This is a genomic window from Cytobacillus gottheilii, assembly GCF_001636345.1.
Lineage (GTDB): Bacteria > Bacillota > Bacilli > Bacillales > Cytobacillaceae > Cytobacillus > Cytobacillus gottheilii.
On record NZ_KV440945.1, the window covers coordinates 3,692,956 to 3,710,978 of the forward strand.

The window sequence follows — 18,023 nt, forward strand, 5'->3', positions numbered from 1 at the left end:
AATTATAGAATACAAAACCATCCCTCTTGCGTCAATGGGGACAGGTCCCTTGACTCATTATTATTTGCAGTGGGAAATGGGACCTGTCCCTCTGACCCAAGTTAGCTGGAAAACAGAACCCTTCAAAAAAAGCACAAAGGATGCTGCAACACCCATTGTGCCCTTCTATTAATCTTCCTTTAATTTTTCAATGTATCCCCCAAGCTGTTCAGCCACTTCAGCCAAAATATGTTTGCCTGCATGTTTTTGAACAAAGGAATGAAGGTCATCCAATTTTTTATTCCCTTTCACTCTAGCTTTCTCAGCTTGTTCTATTAAGCCGTTTTCTTCGTGTGTCCGGGCTGCATCAAAATCACGCTTTGCATTCTGAAGTTTTGAAAGTATTGCCTGCTGGATGCCCTTATTAGGAAAGTCTGCTTCTTCAACAAACTGGATCACTTCATCGAAACCAGCAGCTTCCTCGCCAAAAACGGTTACCACTTGATTATGTGTTTTATAATCGTCAACATACACGACGATGTCAATCTGATTCTCACCAGGCTGCAGCGATACTGGCAGAGAGAATTCACCGGATGATTGAACAGCTGCCTCTTCCCCATTTACAAAAACCTTTGCTTCACCTGGTCCTATTGCATCCACTTTTCCCTCATATTCGAATCCTGCTGTTGAAAAAGATTTGCCCTCGTAGTTTAAGGAACCGCTCAGTGAAGCAGATCGCACTCTATCTCCAATATCAAAATTATTTGCAACTAGAACTCTTTTTTCACGGGCACCTGAACGATCAAGTGCGGAAATGACGAAGCCGCCCTCAGGGATCTGGCTATTATTGTCATCAACATTTGTCCAATTCCAATTCATCGCCTGCTCCTTGTTCACCATTTTAACGACTTCACCGCTAGCATCCACAACAGCTTCTACGCCCCATTTATTGGTTGCCGTTGATAAACCAAACGAATCAGAAAAAACATTCAAATTATCATCATTGCGGTTAATATTCAAGAAATCGCCAGCAAATGGATTTTCCGGATCAGTTGGATTACTAATGCCTAAAACATAATCCTTCACATATTCCTCATCTGCAATGGATGCTTTAATAACCGGAAAGTTCGCCTGTGAATAGTCAAACAGCATAAGTCCGCTTGTATTTTGAAGACCTGCCTGGAAAACCTCCCGCTGCAGAGACGGATCTTGTACATTAACTAACGCCATTCCGGCATAAAGCGGCACTTTTCCATCTGTTAAAATATTGCCCAGCGTAATATATTTATTAATTTCCTGTGCTGTTGTCTGATACGTACCAATCATGAGGAAATCCAGCTTATCTGTATATGCTGTTTCAGCATAATCTTCTCCATATAAACTGTCCTGCGGAAATTCTAATCGGGAGTCATAGGTGAAGGTTGGACTTGACCAGTTTACACCATTTAGATAATAGGACTCATACCAGGATCCTACATATGCTGATAATTGAATATCTCTGCTTTGGCTAAGATTATATTGGTCTACTAATTCTCTCGTTTCTTCTAAGTAACTATTAATCACACTGGATCTGAACGTAAACCATTCATTGATAAGCGGCCCATCCACACGGTTGCTGCCTTCATAATAAAAGACATCCTGAGGCCAATTGGTTAATGTTTTTCCCTGTTCAGCCAGGTATTCTTCAAATTGCGTCCTGGAGAGGTCGCTAAAATCAGCAAAATAATTATCATATCTGCCGCGGTCTAATAAAACGCCATCAACATCGTAGTTTTTCATGACTTCTTCAAAGGTTTTTAACTGATAGTCCCGAACCTCAGGATTAGACGGATTAACAAAAGCCACTAAAGCACCCTTCTTGCCATAAGCACTTTCTCTTAATGGTAAAATAGCTCCGTTATCCTCTGATCTGTAGACCATCTCTTCCCACTCTGGATGATCCTCTAACACGGCATATTCATTATGCGCAATCGATCCTTCCGCAAACACGTTAAAAGAAGCATGAACCTCGATATCTAATTGATGTCCATGGTCAATAAACTCCTGCAGTAAATCCAGTTCTGGATTTGAACCAGCTCTGCCTTCTGCTGTCATTTCACTCACATATGGGCGATTGGTCAGATCATTCTTTTGATAGGATGCGAAGCCTTCAACTCCCTTCACATCTAATACAACCGCTGTTACTCCTGCATCTTTGGCCTCCAGAAGCATACTGCGGACATCTTCGCTGGATTGGAACCTTCTTGCGTTAGGACCCTGCTCAACCCAAAGAAAAACTTCTTTTTCTGCCGATGGATTGTCCTGATAGTAGACAATTAACGACTCCATATCATGCAAAATATCATTCTTATATATTTTTACATCGATGTAATTGGTTCCCTTTGATAGCTCATATACATACTGGAATAAACCGTCTTCTTGCAGTTCTACCTCTTGCTCATTGATTACTAATCGATAGGTTTGATCACTTTCAAAGTTTTGGATAGATCCAGAGATGTCTGCCTGAGATTCTGTAAGCGTATACATTTTTTCATTCTGTAAATTAATACTGGCCTTCAGACCATTTCCTGTCATAAACTCAGTAATCGGTACTACCTCTCCATTTTTCCTTAGCTTAATCACATCGCCATCTTTAAAATTAGCTGCCAGAAATTTGCGGAAGTTTTTTGTTGCCCATGAATCATCATGTGCAAGCAGGACATATCCGCCTTCAGGAATGGCTAGTGATTGCTCATCTTCCCAAACTGGCGGTGCACCATTCACTGATTGATTGACCACTTTTGTCACAGTATTATTTTCATCAACCTGTACAGCAACCCAGTTCTTTTTCACTGTAACTTCTGTTGCAAATTCAGAAGTATAAAGCATAATAAAATCTGCTTTGCTTTCCAAATCTTCATCAATATAACTGATCTGATGCCTTGGCCCCATTGGATCAATCGAAGGATCTAAAGGAGCTCCCTCAACCTCAATTACATCCTCATCTTCCGTCTGTGCAAATGAAGAAATCGGGAATAAAGAAAATGCTACAAGCAAAGAAAGCAATACGCTAAAAACCTTACTGATTTTCATAGCTTTCACTCCTTATAAAATAGTATTAATTAAGACTAGCTATAAAGATTGCTCTGCACCTCCAATCTCAATAAATATAAAGAAGGTGAAAACCACCGAAACAAGAAAATATTTCGGAAAATTCCTCCTATTCAAAACATACAGAACTATAACGATTTGGTCAATCGGAATTTTAAACAGATATAAAAACAGGACAAAAGCAGCGGAACTAAAGATGTGGCTGTGAAACAAGTTCTTTATTCTGCTATATCTTGATATTCATTGGGAATAATCTAGTAAATAAATCAGCACATAGCAAAACTCTGAGAAGTAATACGTGAGCGGGACAGAGCAGGATTATTGAAAGTCTACGTATTTTTTAAAATCACTGACTACTAGGTTATTTCTAAGACAATAAAAGGCTTCAACATAATGTTGAACAACTATTTCACCTAAACACGATTGAAAAATTAAAAGGGAGCAAAAACCTGCCCCCTTTTTTAGTCAACTATTTAAGGTCAATAAATGCCCTGCTAAGCAATCTTCTTCAATTCCTCTTTCTTCTTTACCTTCCTCTTCTTTTTTAAAGTTAATTTTTTAATAAATCCTGCCAAACCAGAAGGGAATCCAAGAAGTACTACTATATATAGGAACCCGAGGATAATGGTCCATCTTTCAAAAATGGGGTATGCCATTGCAAGCTCTGAGAGATAATGCCTTAAAAACTCGATAATTCCTGCTCCGGCAATAGCCCCGGCAAGCGTTCCCAGTCCTCCAATCATCGTCATTAATAATGCATCGAGCGTGACTTCGATGGAAAAAACATTGGTATTGATGAACCTTAATGACACAGCATACAATGCTCCGCTAAAAGATGCGGCAACCCCTGCGGTTACACTGGCAATCAGCTTATAATGAAGCGTTTTATACCCTAATGCCTCTGCCCGATGTTCATTCTGAGAGATGGCTTTCAGCACTTTGCCTGTGGATGATTCCGTGAAAAGCTTCAGCAGGATAAACACAACTGCCACACTTAGGAGTGTAATATAATAGAAGGAAGTACGGTCTTTAAATAGATCAGGCACACTGAAGGTAAATCCGTCTCCGCCATGTGTTACCCCGCGCCACTTCTCCGCCAGGACGAGGAAAAGCTGTGAAACGGCCAGCGTCAGCATCGCATAAAAATGGCTTTTGAGCCTTAACGATAATAAGCCGATGATATAGCTTACCAGGACTGAAAGAGCAATCCCAATAACCAAACCGATCATAAATGTAAGCAGATTTGCTTCCAATTGATTAAAAATAATGGCCGTGCTGTATGCACCAATTCCAAAAAACATACAATGGCCAAAGGATACGATGCCGGTATACCCTAAAAGGATATCAAAGCTCATCGCAAAAATAGCAAAGATGAAGATTTGTGTTAACAAAATCAGTGTGCTTCGGGAGTCGTTGACAAATGGGAACAGCAGCATAAACAGGACAATGGCAAGCCCCCAATACATTGGCACCTTATGAAATAACCCCCTCATACTGCACTCCCCTTTTCTCCCAGCAATCCAGTTGGTTTCACTAATAAAACAATGACCAATAGGAGCATGTTCAATGCGAGTGACAAATCAGGCATAAAATAGGCAGCAAATGCTCCTGCTACACCTACAATCAGGGAAGCAAGTGCAGATCCCTGCAGGCTGCCCATTCCGCCAATGATCACAACAATGAAAGCTAATATAGCGTACTGCATACCCATTTCCGCAAAAACGACTCCTGAATATGGCGCCAAAAGCGCTCCTCCTAAAGCAGCCAATGCCGCTCCAAGCAGAAACACAAAGGTAAACAGTCCCTTTACATTAATTCCGAGCGCCTGTACCATTTCCTTATCCATGACACCAGCCCTGATCATCAAGCCGATCTGTGTATGCCTGAGCAGAAGCCATAAGGCCAGATACAGAAGCAAGCCAATTACGATCACAAATACACGGTATTTAATGATAATGATTCCGTCAAACTGATAGCTCCCCTCAAGCCATCCCGGCATATTTACGCGAATGGGATTAGGACCCCAAAAGATTTTGATGCTTTCTGATAAAATCAGCATGCCGCCCAATGTTATCAGCAGCTGCCGGACATGGTTCCCGTAAACAGGCCGAATAAGAAATCTCTCCATTACCCAGCCTAAGCCCATTCCGATCAGAATGGCACCAGCAATCGCCAATAAAAAGCTGTTTGTTTCCGTAAAGATCCATGCACCTGAAAAAGCTCCCCAGACGAATAGTCCGCCATGGGCAAAATTCAACACACTCATTAATCCAAAGATTAATGTAAGTCCAGCAGCCAGAAGGAATATAAGCAGACCTGTTGAAACTCCGTTGACCAATAAATTAATAAAGACTTCCATTTGCATCCTCCCTTCGCTGCCTACGCTATGCCTAAGTATTTCTGGCAGGTTTCTTTGTCTTCCTTAAGATCCTCCATCAAACCTTCATGAACTATTTTTCCGTCGTCCATTATATAAAAGTAATCGCCAATTTGGCTTGCCATCAGAAAATTTTGTTCAACAAGAAGAATGGTCGTTTTTTCCTTCATTTTAAGAAGCGATTCCATTAGTTTTTCGACCATAATAGGAGACAAGCCTTTACTGGGCTCATCAATCAGCAGTAAGCCATCTCCATTTATATACGCCCTGGCTATCGCCAGCATCTGCTTTTGCCCGCCAGACAGCAAGCCGCTTTTTTTGCGCCAGAATTTCTTTAAGTCTGGGAATAGCTGCAGCATCCATTCCATTTTAGCTTCTGTCTCTCCTGCGCTCTTTGCCTTAGCTAAATTCAGTGTTTCCTCTACTGTCAGTCCGCTGAATATGCCCTGATTTTCAGGTACATATCCGATTCCTTTTCTTGATATCAGGTGGGTAGAGAGTTTACTGATATTCTGGTTATGAAAATGCACCGTTCCAGTAGTAGATGGATTGAAGCCCATAATCGAACGGAGCGTTGTTGTTTTGCCTGCTCCATTTCTGCCGAACAGAACCGTGATGCTTCCTTCTTCAACAGACATGGACACGCCCTGTAGAATGTGATATTGCTCCAAATACGTTTCCAAATTATCCAGTTTTAATAGACTCACGATGCAAGCCTCCTAAGTATGCCGTTTGAACCCTCTCATCCTTTATAATTTCCTGCGGATTTCCACTGGCCAATAGCTCGCCATTGAATAAAACCACAAGCATATCTGATAAATGCATAACCATATCCATTTTGTGTTCGATCAATACAATGGTGTACAAGCCTTCCTTTTTAATATTCTCGATTACTTCCAGAATAGCAGGAATTTCTTCAATCGATATTCCTGCAGTAGGTTCATCAAGAAGCAGCAATTCTGTTTTGAGAGCCAGCAGCATCGCAAGCTCCAGCTTTCTTTTTTCCCCATGAGCCAAATCCTGTGCCAGTACCTCTTCCTTGCCGCCCAGCATACATTTCTCCATAAAAGCGTTTGCCTCATCCATCTGGCGGTTCATGAAAGAAAGCCGCGGCAGGATTGAGTAGTAATCGCTGTCAGATGACTGGATAGCCAGCCTGATATTTTCAAGGACAGTCAGCTCCGGAAAAATATTCGTGAGTTGGAAGGAGCGGCCAATGCCCCTTCTCGCCCGTAGTGCAACAGATAGCTTTGTTATTTTCTCGTTTTTAAAATAAATATCTCCCTTAGTCGGCGAAATTTGGCCGCTCAAGAGGTTAAAAAGAGTTGTTTTACCCGCCCCGTTTGGCCCAATAATTGAGATTAGCTTTCCGCGCTCTATTTTCAAGGTCACATCTTTTATAACATCATGCTCACCAAAGGAAACAGATAGGTTTTTCGTTTCAAGAATATGTTCCATGCCGAAAATCCTCTCCCTTCTCATATATCTAACTATTCTGAATTTTTATTTGCCATTTCTGATCGGCGGCTCTGTTTCGTCCATGTTTAGTTCCTTGATTAGAACTGGGACTGGATGATCCACACCTTCCTGCTCCTCAAGGGTTACAGCATACAAAGATTGTAAAGCCTGATGGTCCTCTGCCCGGAATTTCATTGTTCCCTTCGGTGTCTCAAACTCCATATTTTCCATTGTGCTTATCAGGCCGTCCACATCTTTGTCGCCTTCTGTTTTCTTAAGTGCCTCCACAATAGAAATCGCAGCCGTCATCCCGCCGGCGGTAAAGAGATCAGGAATTTCCCCATCGAATTTTTCCTTATGCTTCTCTACCAGCCAATCATTTACTTCATTATCCGGCAGTGTGTGATAGTAGATGGAAAATCCGCTCATGCCAACTAAGGAATCCATTGTTTTTAAAGAAGGGATATCTTGGGCGGCAGTAGATATCTTAATCCCCTGCTCTTCAAGCTGCATATCTTTTAACTGCTTCCACGGTGCATTGGACCCTGACCAGACGATATAGAGATAATCGGGCTTTTCGTTAATGATGCTTTGAATGTTTGCTGTAAAATCAGTTGAATTTGGATCTGCATATTGTTCATTTATAATCGTGGCACCCAGATTCTCTGCGCCCTCTTTAAAAGCCGCAATTCCCTCTCTTCCATAGGCATTATCCTGTGCGAAGGTAGCAATTTTCACATTCTTTTCAGCAATTGCGGCTGCACCAGCAACTGCATCCTGTGAGGAGTTGCGTCCTGTCCGGAAGATGTACTTGTTCCAGTTTTCACCGGTGATGCTGTCTGCAACTGCAGGCTCAACCACCATAATTTTTTCGTATTCCTCAGCAAGCGGCAAGACGGCAAGCGTATCTCCGGAGCTTGATGAACCTACTAAGAAATCTACCTCATCCTCTTCCAGAAGTTTAGTAGCTTTCCTTACCGCAACATCCGGTTTTGTTTCCGTATCTTCAACAATAAACTCTACCTTTTTGCCTGCTACTTCATTCGACCCTTCTGTTGCATACTCCAGCCCCAGTTCAAATCCAGCAACTGTCTGCTTTCCATATGTTTCAAGCGGACCGGTTAAGGAAGAAAGAACACCGATTTTGATAGTATCTTCTTCCGAGCTTGCACTGTCCCCAGAACAACCTGATATAAATAAAAGAGTGAGTACGATGATACTAGTTAAACCAGACTTAAAGCCAAACATCTTATTCCTCATTCCTCATTCCCCCTTAATATTCTTTTCTAAAGAACTGTATTTTCTGAAGCAATCCGTCTGCGATTATGATGTTTCCATTATGATCAATATCCAGCCCCTGAGGTGAGAAAAACTGCCCGTCTTCACCGCTAAAAGAACCGAATTGTTCTATGAATCTTCCATTTTCATCATAAACATTCATGCGATTATTTGAGGTATCAGTCACATAGACACGGTCCTGCTCATCAATGGCAATACCTGTAGGCAAGAACAAATCACCCGGCTCCTCTCCCCAATTTTCCAATGGATCGAGGTGTCCGCTGCCGCTATTGGTTCCCCACTTCGTGATAAAATTTCCATTATTATCGAATTTCTGGACACGATTGTTGATTCGGTCTACTGCATATACATTGTCTTTAGAATCGATTGCAAGCTGCATCGGCTGAGAGAACTCACCATTGCCAGTCCCTTTTCTGCCCCACTCTTTCATGTAGACGAAAAAGGAATTAAACTTTTGAATTCGATTATTTTCCGAGTCTGACACAAAGATATTGCCTTTACTGTCAACAGCCACTCCGCTTGGAAATTGGAAAAAGCCGCTTAATGTTCCTAATGAGCCATATGATGCAAGGAAAGTCCCTGAATTGGTAAACTTTTGAATCCGATGATTCACTGAGTCTGCTACATAGACATTATCGTAACAGTCAACCGCTATTTGCCGCGGTACAAAAAATTGGCCAAAATAACTGCCATAGCCAAAAGGACCCCCAGTACCGAACATGCTTCCCCATTTGCTTACTAGACTTCCGTTTGCATTATATTTCAAAATTCGATGATTAAAAGAATCGGATACAAAGACATTTCCTTTTGAATCACTTTGAACATCATAAGGTCCAGCATATTGTTTGTCTCCGTATCTGCTTAAGCCGATGGTCATTTTATAGGTAACACTCAGCCCAATTTCCTTGTATACCTCAATACGATTATTGCCTGTGTCTGTAATGAATAAATCGCCATCCTCGTCCGGCAGAATCTGATTCGGATACACTAAATTAGGAAACATCCCTGTTGTATAAACAAACCGATCATTTTCATCAAATTTCATGATTCGGTTATTATAAGTGTCTGCTATATACAAAGCACCACTTTTGGGCTCAAAGTTAATTCCTCTCGGATGGTAAAATTGATAGGAGCCATATCCAGGCTCAAGCCCTCCGATTTTCCTTTTGAAGCTCCCGTTTTGATCAAATACTTGTATTCTATTGTTGTACGTATCAGCTACATAGACTTCGCCCTTATTGTTGACCGCTATGCCTTGTGGGAGGGCCATCTGGCCATCACCTTTTCCATAGGATCCAATCGTCAGTAGATACTCGCCATCAGAATCAAACTTTTGGATTCGGTGATTAAATTCATCTGTAATGTAATAATTGTTTTGCTGATCGATTGCAATTTCTCTTGGAAAACCGAATTGATTCTCGCCCTCCCCTTTTGTTCCCCAGCTTTTTATAAACCCGAATTTAGAATCGAACTTTTGAATTCGGTAGTTTCCTGTATCTGCAACCAGAATATTGCCTTCCTGATCTACCGCGATGCCAAAGGGCATATTGAATTGGCCAGGGGAATGGCCAAGCGTGCCAAATGTCTGTAGAATTTTACCGGAGGAATCCATTTTTACAATCCGATGATTCCCCATATCTGCCATGTAAATATTCCCTGAGTGATCTTTAGCCATTGCTACCGGCGTTCGAAACTCGTTAGATGGATCTGTCTCATTTCCCCAAGCATGCTGGAAACGATAGGATTCTTCTGCAAACCCGCTGGAAGTGCACCAAAAAGAAAATAGAAGGAGCAAAAGGACAAGTCTCTTTACCCTTTTCATTTTTTCTCTCCTTTCCACTTCACAACAGTCGCTGCCCATGTATACCCAGTTCCCGCACTAACTGCTACAGCAAGATCACCAGGATTCAGTAGTCCTTTTTCCTGTGCAAAGTGAAGGCCAATGCATGGGTCAAGTGCTGACATATGGCCATGATGATTTAAGTAGATTGCTTTTTCTTCAGGAAGTTCAAGTGTTTGTAAAAGCTCTTTGAACATTGATCGTTTTGTATGCAATGGCATTAGGAGTTTAATATCTTGAGGAGTATAACCGCTTCTTTGAAGTGCCTTGCGAACAACATAATCAAAATTGGCGATAGACACTGGATCCAGTCTGTCTTTCATGGATTGCGGATCCTTCACATCAATATAATGGAGATTTTTTTCGACCGTTTCATGGCTGGCAAAATGCTTCGACCCTCCAGCAGGTGTTCTGACATCATCATGAAAGGATCCATCTGTCAGGATAGCACTCTGTAGGATTTCACTTTCGGCGGAATCCCTTGTTACGAGGGCTGCAGTGCCTCCGTCGGCAAAGTTGAACATAAAGCGCGAACGCGGGTTGTTATAGTCAACGATCTGCGACTCCTTGCAGCCTCCAACAAGCAGTATATTTTGAATGGATCGATCCGAATTTATCATATCCTTTGCTACCTTCAAGGCAATCGGAAAACAAGAGCTGACATTCATGATTTCAAATGCATAAGCATTTTTCGCACCCAATTCATACTGTATTTTCGGCGCGCTAGACCAGACATAATAATCTTTATGTGGGCTGCCAAAATAGATCACCACGTCAATGGATAGTGGATCCATCCCTTCAAGCGCCTGTCTGCCTGCGGCAGCAGCTAGATCTGATGCATGCATGCTTTCATCTGCTACATGCTTTTGCACTAAACCAAACTTTTCGATTATCACCTTCTCAGGTATGCCCGTTTTTAAGGCTAAGTCTTCTGCCGTTTCTATGCCAGGCGGAAAAAAGACGCCTGTTGCTTTTATGCCGATTCCCATTAGATTACTCCTCCATCCTCAGGAACCATCATCTTGGCGGTACCTGTCAAAACGATTGCCCCATCTTGATTAAAGCACTGTGTCAGCAGTGTCAGTATTCGTCTTTCCTCATCAATTTCTTGAACTGTTCCTTTCGCTGTAATCGTGTCACCTATAAAAACGGGCGCTTTAAACCGGATGTTCTGCTCGACATAAATGGCTCCTTTGCCTGGAAGATGAACACCCAAGAGCTGTGATAATAAGCTTGAAGTTAAAAGCCCGTGTGCAATACGCTGTTTAAATCTCGTTTTCTTTGCATATTCCGCGTCAATATGGATGGGATTAAAGTCACCGCTTACTCCTGCAAACAGAATAAAATCTGTTTCTGTAATCGTTTTGCTGCAAGATGCCTGCTGACCGATACTATAACTATTCATCACGTCACCTGCTTCCTAAGAGTCTTGTTTTTTGAATTTTTCCAGTAGCATTCTTTGGCAGTTCTTTTAAAAAAGTAACTTTCTTTGGAATCTTATATTTTGCCAGATTTCCTTGGCAGTATTGAATCACTCCTTCTTCTGTTAAAGCGCTTTCATTTTCCTTTACAATAAATGCGGCAGGCACTTCCCCCCAAAGAGGATCGGCATTTCCAACAACTGCTACCTCAGCAATACCTTCCATTTGGCTGATGACCTGCTCCACTTCGAGCGGATAAATGTTTTCTCCTCCAGAAATAATCATTTCTTTTTTCCTGCCAACAATGTACAGGAAACCTTCATCATCTGTTTTCGCTAAATCTCCTGTCAGCAGCCATCCATTTCTTAGTGCATCCTTTGTGGCATCATCCCTGTTCCAATATTCCTTCATAATATTTGGCCCTCTAACAGCCAGCTCGCCAACTGCCCCTTTTTCAGCTTCTTCCCCCTCAGAATCAATCAGCTTATATTCGGAAAACAACACGGGCTTGCCAATGGAACCTCTCTTTCTTGGTGCGTCTTCTTTCGAAAGCATAAATAGAGTAGGAGACGTTTCGGTCATCCCAAATCCCTGGCCGAACAAAAAGCCTCTATCAAAATAGCCATCTATTAATTCACGCGGGCACGGTGCTCCCCCATTATAGAACCAGCGGACTTTACTCAAATCAGCGGTATTGAATGCTGGGCTCATAAGCAATGCCTGATGGATAGTTGGAACGCCCATCACCACTGTCACTCCATGCTGTTCAATCATCGACAGTGCTTTTTCAGGTTCAAATTTTCCTGGGATGACAATTGTTCCGCCTGAAAATAAGGATGGAAACGCAAACAGCCCGATTCCCCCAATATGAAACAGCGGAAGAAGTACAATGCAGCGATCCTCTGACGTTAAATCGATCGCAAGCTTGTTATTAACGGCATTCCAAAACATATTGCTCTGTGTCAACACAGCCCCCTTTGGCTTGCCGGTTGTTCCTGAGGTGTAGCAGATAATGTATGGTGCCTCCTCATCAATCGTTCCCTCAAAAGCAATGCTTGTTTGAGTCTCCTCGCATAAACCTTCCATGAATCCTAAACTTTCAAGTTCACTCTGCTCAACAAGGGATGCTGCAAACTCCGCATTATCCTCTTCGGCAAAAAGGATCTTTGAACCGCTGTCATTGAGCTGGAAGATTAGTTCCTTCGCACTTAAGCGAATATTCAGCGGGACCGCCACACATTCTGCCTTGGCAACGGCAAATAAAAGGACTATGTACTCCAGCCGATTGTGCGACAATATTGCGATGCGCTCCCCTTTTCTTCCCTGTAGTTTTTCATGGATCTTCTGGGCAGATGAATTGATCATCCTATCTAACTGTTTATAGGACACCTTTTCGTTATCTGTAATCACTGCTGTTCGATCTGGATGTGTGTATGCCCATTTTTCAATCCAATAGGCAATCCCTTTCATCGAACTCCCCCTCTTTACTTTTTTAACCCCTGAAAAATAAGCGTCATCGCAGCTTCAAATGCTTCTTCAGGAACCTCTTTCTTTTCCCAATACACCCATCTCATTCCCAAGAACTGGCCAATGGACATTAAACAATAGGCAACTGTGTCTTGATCCAGGTCCTTAAATTCTCCTGCTTCAATCCCTTGAGACAAGCTCTTTAAAAATCCATTAGCAAGCTTACCGTAATACCAGCGGAATAGCTCCTGATCCACCACAATAGCCTGCTGGACAATACTATACAAATTGGGATGATTTTTTACCCAGCTGAAGAAAGCAAAAAAGCCATTTCGCTGTGCTTCTTCAAAAGACGAGCTTTCTGCCATTCCTTCTTTAATCGCTAGGCGCAAATCCCGGCTATAGCTCCGAATTAACTCATCATAAATATCTTTCTTTGAAGGAAAATAATTATAAAACGTTCCCTGTGCAACTTTGGCTTCCTGCGAAATATTAACAATGGAAGCCTCAAAATATCCCTTCTGCCCAAAAACCTCTTCAGCTGCTTTCAAAAGCTTCTCTCGAGTTTCGATTCCTCTTGGGGTTAATGCTTTTTCCTCAGACATACTATTAGTTGACACCTGAATCACCTCTCAACTTTATTATAAATAACATTTAGATAATTGCAATAATTTTTTGATAATTTTGAATGTGTAAAACAAAAACGCCTGCTGACATTACTGTTAATAGACTTTTTTGAGCACACTTATCTCATACTCACAAACTTAATCATTTTTTTGCTGGCTGATTAAGCACTTCACTTATTGTTTTTTCTTCAATAAAACCGCCAAACATAAAGTAGGGAAACCACTTACATGGCTTCCCCCTTATCAAACCGTACATGCCTTATTAAGGCATACGGCTTACCCATATGTTTATAATGTTATCAAGAGGATGCATTCCAGGCATTTTGCATCTTGCTTAGACGGTGTGAAGAATAATATTCTTCACCTTTTTCTTTTGCGCGTCTAATTCTATTCTTCACACGGTGTTTGGATTTCTTTGTTATGTCATCCATGTACTGTTCTTTCGTGTAACCATAAGCTTTGTTTAGATAAAGCCAGTAGGTGGGAATGAGGTTGATTTTTAGAAAGAATACATTATTCCATCTGCTTTGCATCTTCATTCCTTTCCTTTGAGAAGGATGCTTATGAATAAAAGCCACTCTCAGTCTTCTTCTTATATATCCATCTAGGGCTTCTAGAGTTCTCCGAACCCATCTCGTTTTACAGTTACTTTTAAGACCCAGATCTGCATTCTCTTTAATCGCCGAAATAATAGTGACATAATAATTCACTTTTCCTCTTATGATGGGATTCACCCGTTTGATCCATTCTTCCTTACTTAAAGTAAGGTTCTTTCTTGTCTTCTCTTTTATTTTAAGACGAAAGTCTTTAATGGATTCTGCTTTAGGTGTTACGTGAAAGACAGGCTTTTTGTTGTTCTTTCCTTCTCTCCAGTGGTGGAAAGTGAAACCTAAGAAATCAAAGTTATCTTTTTGAAAGTCTACAACTTTTGTTTTCTCCTTGGCAATTTCTAATCCTAATTCTTTTAGCTCGTCTTTCGTTAAGGCGGCAGCCTTTTGTATGTCATCATTTGTTTTGGCGAAAAGAAGAAAATCATCTGCGTAACGAACAAAACGTATTCCATGCAGATCCCATATCCAATCCATTTCATTGAGATAGACATTCGCAAGGAGTGGTGATATTACTCCACCTTGCGGTGTTCCGTAATCCGAGTGTAGTCTTTTCCCTTCTTCCATATATCCTGCTTTAAGCCATTTCTCGACCAAATTCAAGGTTGTCCGGTCTGAAACATATTTCTTTAGCACTTTTATCAATTTCTCATGAGGGATATTGTCAAAGAATCCTTTGATATCACAGTCATATATGTGATTATATCCTTGTTCAATATTCCACAAGATGATCTGTAAGGCTCTTTTGACTCCTCGATTTGGACGATATCCCACTGACCAGCTATGGAAAAGTTGTTCTTCAAATTTAGGTTGAAGAACATTGACTACGCTTTGTTGCACAATACGGTCCTCTATTGTTGGGATTCCTAATGGACGCTTCTTTCCATTTTTCTTTGGAATATAGACTCTGCGAACAGGTTGAGGATGATATGTTTTTGATTTCAACTTTCCAAGAAGATTCATGATATTGTCATGCAGGTTTCGTTCATAACTTTCAATTGTTTCACCATCTATTCCGCCTGCACCCTTATTTGCTTTCACTTGCTCAAAGCTTTTCGTGAGTTTACGGTCGAATAGAAGTTGTCCATAAACACTGTGTAATTTAAATTTCCACTCTTGATTCATTGCGTATTCCTCGCCTTTCCTTGATGTACTTTCAAGCAGTTTTACCTCAGTAACTTCATTGTTGGCATTACATCTTGTTCATGGCTTGGAGCCATAGGTCGTTCCCCTTCCGTTCACTTAATGTTATGGTCATTAAGTTACTTCCGTACTATGAGAACGTCTGACTTCTCCACCCGTTCTTTGTCATTTCGGATTGCCCTTATAGACGAGAACCCAGCCTGTTTGGTAAGGTGGAGACCTCACGGGGTCATCGCATTTTCCTTCAGAACATACCCTGCACCATCACATGATAAGTCACATTTCCTTGTTCTGACTTCTAAAGGAAATGCCTCTTAGTGGGTTTCCTCACTTTTCGCAAAGTCACCAACTTATCCCGCCGCCGTGCTTCACACTTCTTGCATTAGGGTCTATTCTTTCACCTGCGGGTCTCTCGATTTTCCGCATCTCCTTCAGACAACACCTCACAATGTCGCCCTAGATTAGGTTTCCCGAGCTAGGTCAGTCTCCTCGGGTATGGATTTTCACCATCTGGAATTCTAATTTGGTTATCGTTGAACTAGTCGTTTCATCACGATGACGTCTCTATCCGATAAAAAAAAATTGAAGGGTACTGACTTAGTCAGCACCCAATGCAACTGCCCGTCGCACAAAAAGGCGCATCATTACGATGCACCCGCGCTTTGTTCCTATTTTACTTCTTCTCCCAAGCTCTCTGTAACCCGTTAAGAAAACGGCTGGATGAATAACAAACCTCCCCATTCACCATGGTAATTTCACGTGTTTTTTTATCGATAGCTGAAATATTTTCTATGTTGACGACAAAGGAATTGTGGCACCGATAAAACCTGTCATCGATCTCTTTTATCTCCTTTAGTTTCCCGTAAAATTCAACCTGCCTGGAATCTGTATGCATAATGATTTTATGCAGTTTGGAGCTTGTTTCGAAGAATAATATATTGTCGTAATCCTCGCTTATAACCTTATCGCCATTTTTAATCTGAAATCTTTTTTTCGCCTCACCACTATTAGACAAGTGGCGTTCGTTCGCTGTCACGATACAATCAATGACACGCTGCTGTAAAATCCGTAAAATCATCTTTAATGATATAGTCAAGTGCTTCCACTTTATATAAAAACGTCAAATACGTGAGTTCTGAATGTGTGGTAACAAAGACAATCGATCCTCTAGCATCGTATTTTCTGATTTCGGCTCCTAACACGATCCCGCTTTTTTCATGCTTTAAATCCACATCAAGAAAATATAAGCCAGTCACTCTGTTAGACTTTACATAATCTATGATTTCATCAGGATTATCGGTAGAAAGGGTGATTCTCATATCTAATTGTTCGATCATAATATAGTTTTTTATATAGTTTGTGATTTTTTCCTTTTGCTGTTGATCATCTTCACAAATAAAAATATCCACCATATGAACTCCTCCGTTCAATCAGCAATCTCTAATTCCTGAAAAAACATTTTCCCCTTTATTTTTGTCTCCAGTGTCACATTTTCGCATTTAGAGACAATTTCCTTTAAATTGCTTAATCCTAACCCTCTGTTTTCCCCTTTGGTCGAGTATCCTTGCTGGAATACTTTATAAAGCTTTGGTATTTCTCCGCCAATCGTATTAGCGACCACAATGAGCAAGGCATTTTCTTTTTGAATAAAAGCAATATGTATACTGCTTCCGTCGAACTGTTCCGCTTCTTCTATCGCATTGTCGAGGATGATTCCCAAACAGCGGCACAATCGGATATAATCCATATTTATTTGATGTACTGGCTCCGTTGCCTCAAGGGCAATATCGATCCCTAAGTCCTGTGCCTTAATCAGCTTTGAGACTAATGTCCCTTTCACTTCAGTCACTTTCACATTTTGTAAGGCACCAAGCTTATAATGATTTTTTTTAATCCCCTGGCCGGTGGGCATGACCTTTTCATTAAAATAGGTTTCTAACCCTTCCATATCTTTCGTTCTGATATACTCTGACATGGAAGATAAGATGTTTATATAATCATGCCGGAACTTTTGCAGCTCCCCATACATTTCTTCTAAATTCTCCGAGTACATCCGCAATTGCTTATACTCCTCCTGCTTATTTTTCACTTTCATTTCTTTAATCACCGAAAAAAGCAGAAGTCCCAATATCGTGATAAATAATGCAAAATAGGCTAAAAATATGAAGCTGTTAAACTGGACAATCTCACTTGAGAAACCTGATCTATCGGATACTAGAATATTAATATAAAAGAATGATACCGTCAGAACAGTTAAACTCATCAAGAATAAAAAATAATGCTTAAAAACAGGTACGAACTGCTTCAGTTTTCTAATCACCTTATGGGTGATGACACTGAGAATAACTGAAAATAAGAGAAAGAAAAGCAAATGCAAACCATAGTAGGACAGTTGAGCATTTACCATTTCCACGGAAATATCAAACAGAAAGGAATTCGCTAAGAAGCATAAATGATCACTGATCACAAGAATGATCACAGCAAAAAAAGGTGCTGTTATAAAGAAAACAACAGAAAACGTAATCAATAAAATAAACGATGGAGTATACGTTTGGGCATAGCTCAAACCGCCCGCGAATGTATTCTCACCAACCAGGTGCCCCAAAAACACGTATGTGACCGGCGGAACCACAATGGAGAATATTAAATAAAACAGCTCCCTCGAAAACATAATTAAATCATATTTTAACTGTGTGGCTAACATACTGATCTCCT

The 18,023-nt window shown here is 41.0% G+C and carries 13 protein-coding genes and 1 pseudogene; all 14 read right to left on the reverse strand.

Features of this window, described 5'->3' with window-relative positions:
• Positions 1-168: 168 nt before the first annotated feature.
• The 14 genes and pseudogenes from A6754_RS17900 to A6754_RS17965 all read right to left on the reverse strand — a co-directional run bounded on the left by A6754_RS17900 (position 169) and on the right by A6754_RS17965 (position 18,012).
• Positions 169-3,051: a family 10 glycosylhydrolase gene (locus A6754_RS17900; protein ID WP_066449016.1), complete on the reverse strand. Its 2,883-nt coding sequence runs from the start codon at positions 3,049-3,051 to the stop codon at positions 169-171.
• A 512-nt stretch (positions 3,052-3,563) separates the two neighbouring features.
• The gene (locus tag A6754_RS17905) at positions 3,564-4,517 is read right to left on the reverse strand and encodes a branched-chain amino acid ABC transporter permease (protein ID WP_066451721.1); all 954 of its coding nucleotides are present in this window, start codon (positions 4,515-4,517) and stop codon (positions 3,564-3,566) included.
• A 41-nt stretch (positions 4,518-4,558) separates the two neighbouring features.
• Positions 4,559-5,428, reverse strand: coding sequence for a branched-chain amino acid ABC transporter permease (locus A6754_RS17910; RefSeq protein ID WP_066449018.1), 870 nt, complete (start codon positions 5,426-5,428; stop codon positions 4,559-4,561).
• A 20-nt stretch (positions 5,429-5,448) separates the two neighbouring features.
• Positions 5,449-6,153, reverse strand: coding sequence for an ABC transporter ATP-binding protein (locus A6754_RS17915; protein ID WP_066449020.1), 705 nt, complete (start codon positions 6,151-6,153; stop codon positions 5,449-5,451).
• Positions 6,131-6,904 carry an ABC transporter ATP-binding protein gene (locus A6754_RS17920; RefSeq protein WP_066449023.1) on the reverse strand — a complete coding sequence of 258 codons (774 nt, stop codon included), beginning with the start codon at positions 6,902-6,904 and terminating at the stop codon, positions 6,131-6,133. Before A6754_RS17920 ends, A6754_RS17915 begins: the two co-directional genes overlap by 23 nt.
• Positions 6,905-6,949: 45 nt before the next feature.
• The gene (locus A6754_RS17925; protein WP_371806979.1) at positions 6,950-8,152 is read right to left on the reverse strand and encodes a substrate-binding domain-containing protein; all 1,203 of its coding nucleotides are present in this window, start codon (positions 8,150-8,152) and stop codon (positions 6,950-6,952) included.
• Between the two features lie 25 nt (positions 8,153-8,177).
• A complete protein-coding gene (locus A6754_RS17930; RefSeq protein ID WP_066449032.1) occupies positions 8,178-10,025 on the reverse strand; it encodes a 6-bladed beta-propeller in 1,848 nt (615 codons plus the stop codon).
• Positions 10,022-11,032 carry a 3-oxoacyl-ACP synthase gene (locus A6754_RS17935; protein ID WP_066449034.1) on the reverse strand — a complete coding sequence of 337 codons (1,011 nt, stop codon included), beginning with the start codon at positions 11,030-11,032 and terminating at the stop codon, positions 10,022-10,024. The genes A6754_RS17930 and A6754_RS17935 overlap by 4 nt, the downstream gene beginning before the upstream one ends.
• Positions 11,032-11,448, reverse strand: a complete 417-nt coding sequence (locus A6754_RS17940; RefSeq protein WP_066451723.1) for a MaoC family dehydratase — start codon at positions 11,446-11,448, stop codon at positions 11,032-11,034. Before A6754_RS17940 ends, A6754_RS17935 begins: the two co-directional genes overlap by 1 nt.
• A 4-nt stretch (positions 11,449-11,452) precedes the next feature.
• Positions 11,453-12,934, reverse strand: a complete 1,482-nt coding sequence (locus A6754_RS17945; protein WP_066449041.1) for an o-succinylbenzoate--CoA ligase — start codon at positions 12,932-12,934, stop codon at positions 11,453-11,455.
• 14 nt (positions 12,935-12,948) lie between these two features.
• Complete coding sequence (locus A6754_RS17950; RefSeq protein WP_156495881.1) at positions 12,949-13,536, reverse strand: TetR/AcrR family transcriptional regulator; 588 nt, start codon at positions 13,534-13,536, stop codon at positions 12,949-12,951.
• Between the two features lie 320 nt (positions 13,537-13,856).
• The gene (ltrA, locus tag A6754_RS17955) at positions 13,857-15,290 is read right to left on the reverse strand and encodes a group II intron reverse transcriptase/maturase (RefSeq protein WP_066443505.1); all 1,434 of its coding nucleotides are present in this window, start codon (positions 15,288-15,290) and stop codon (positions 13,857-13,859) included.
• A gap of 691 nt (positions 15,291-15,981) precedes the next feature.
• Positions 15,982-16,717 (reverse strand): annotated as a pseudogene (locus A6754_RS17960) (LytR/AlgR family response regulator transcription factor).
• A 17-nt stretch (positions 16,718-16,734) separates the two neighbouring features.
• Positions 16,735-18,012 carry a sensor histidine kinase gene (locus A6754_RS17965; RefSeq protein WP_066449046.1) on the reverse strand — a complete coding sequence of 426 codons (1,278 nt, stop codon included), beginning with the start codon at positions 18,010-18,012 and terminating at the stop codon, positions 16,735-16,737.
• Between the last annotated feature and the right edge of the window lie 11 nt (positions 18,013-18,023).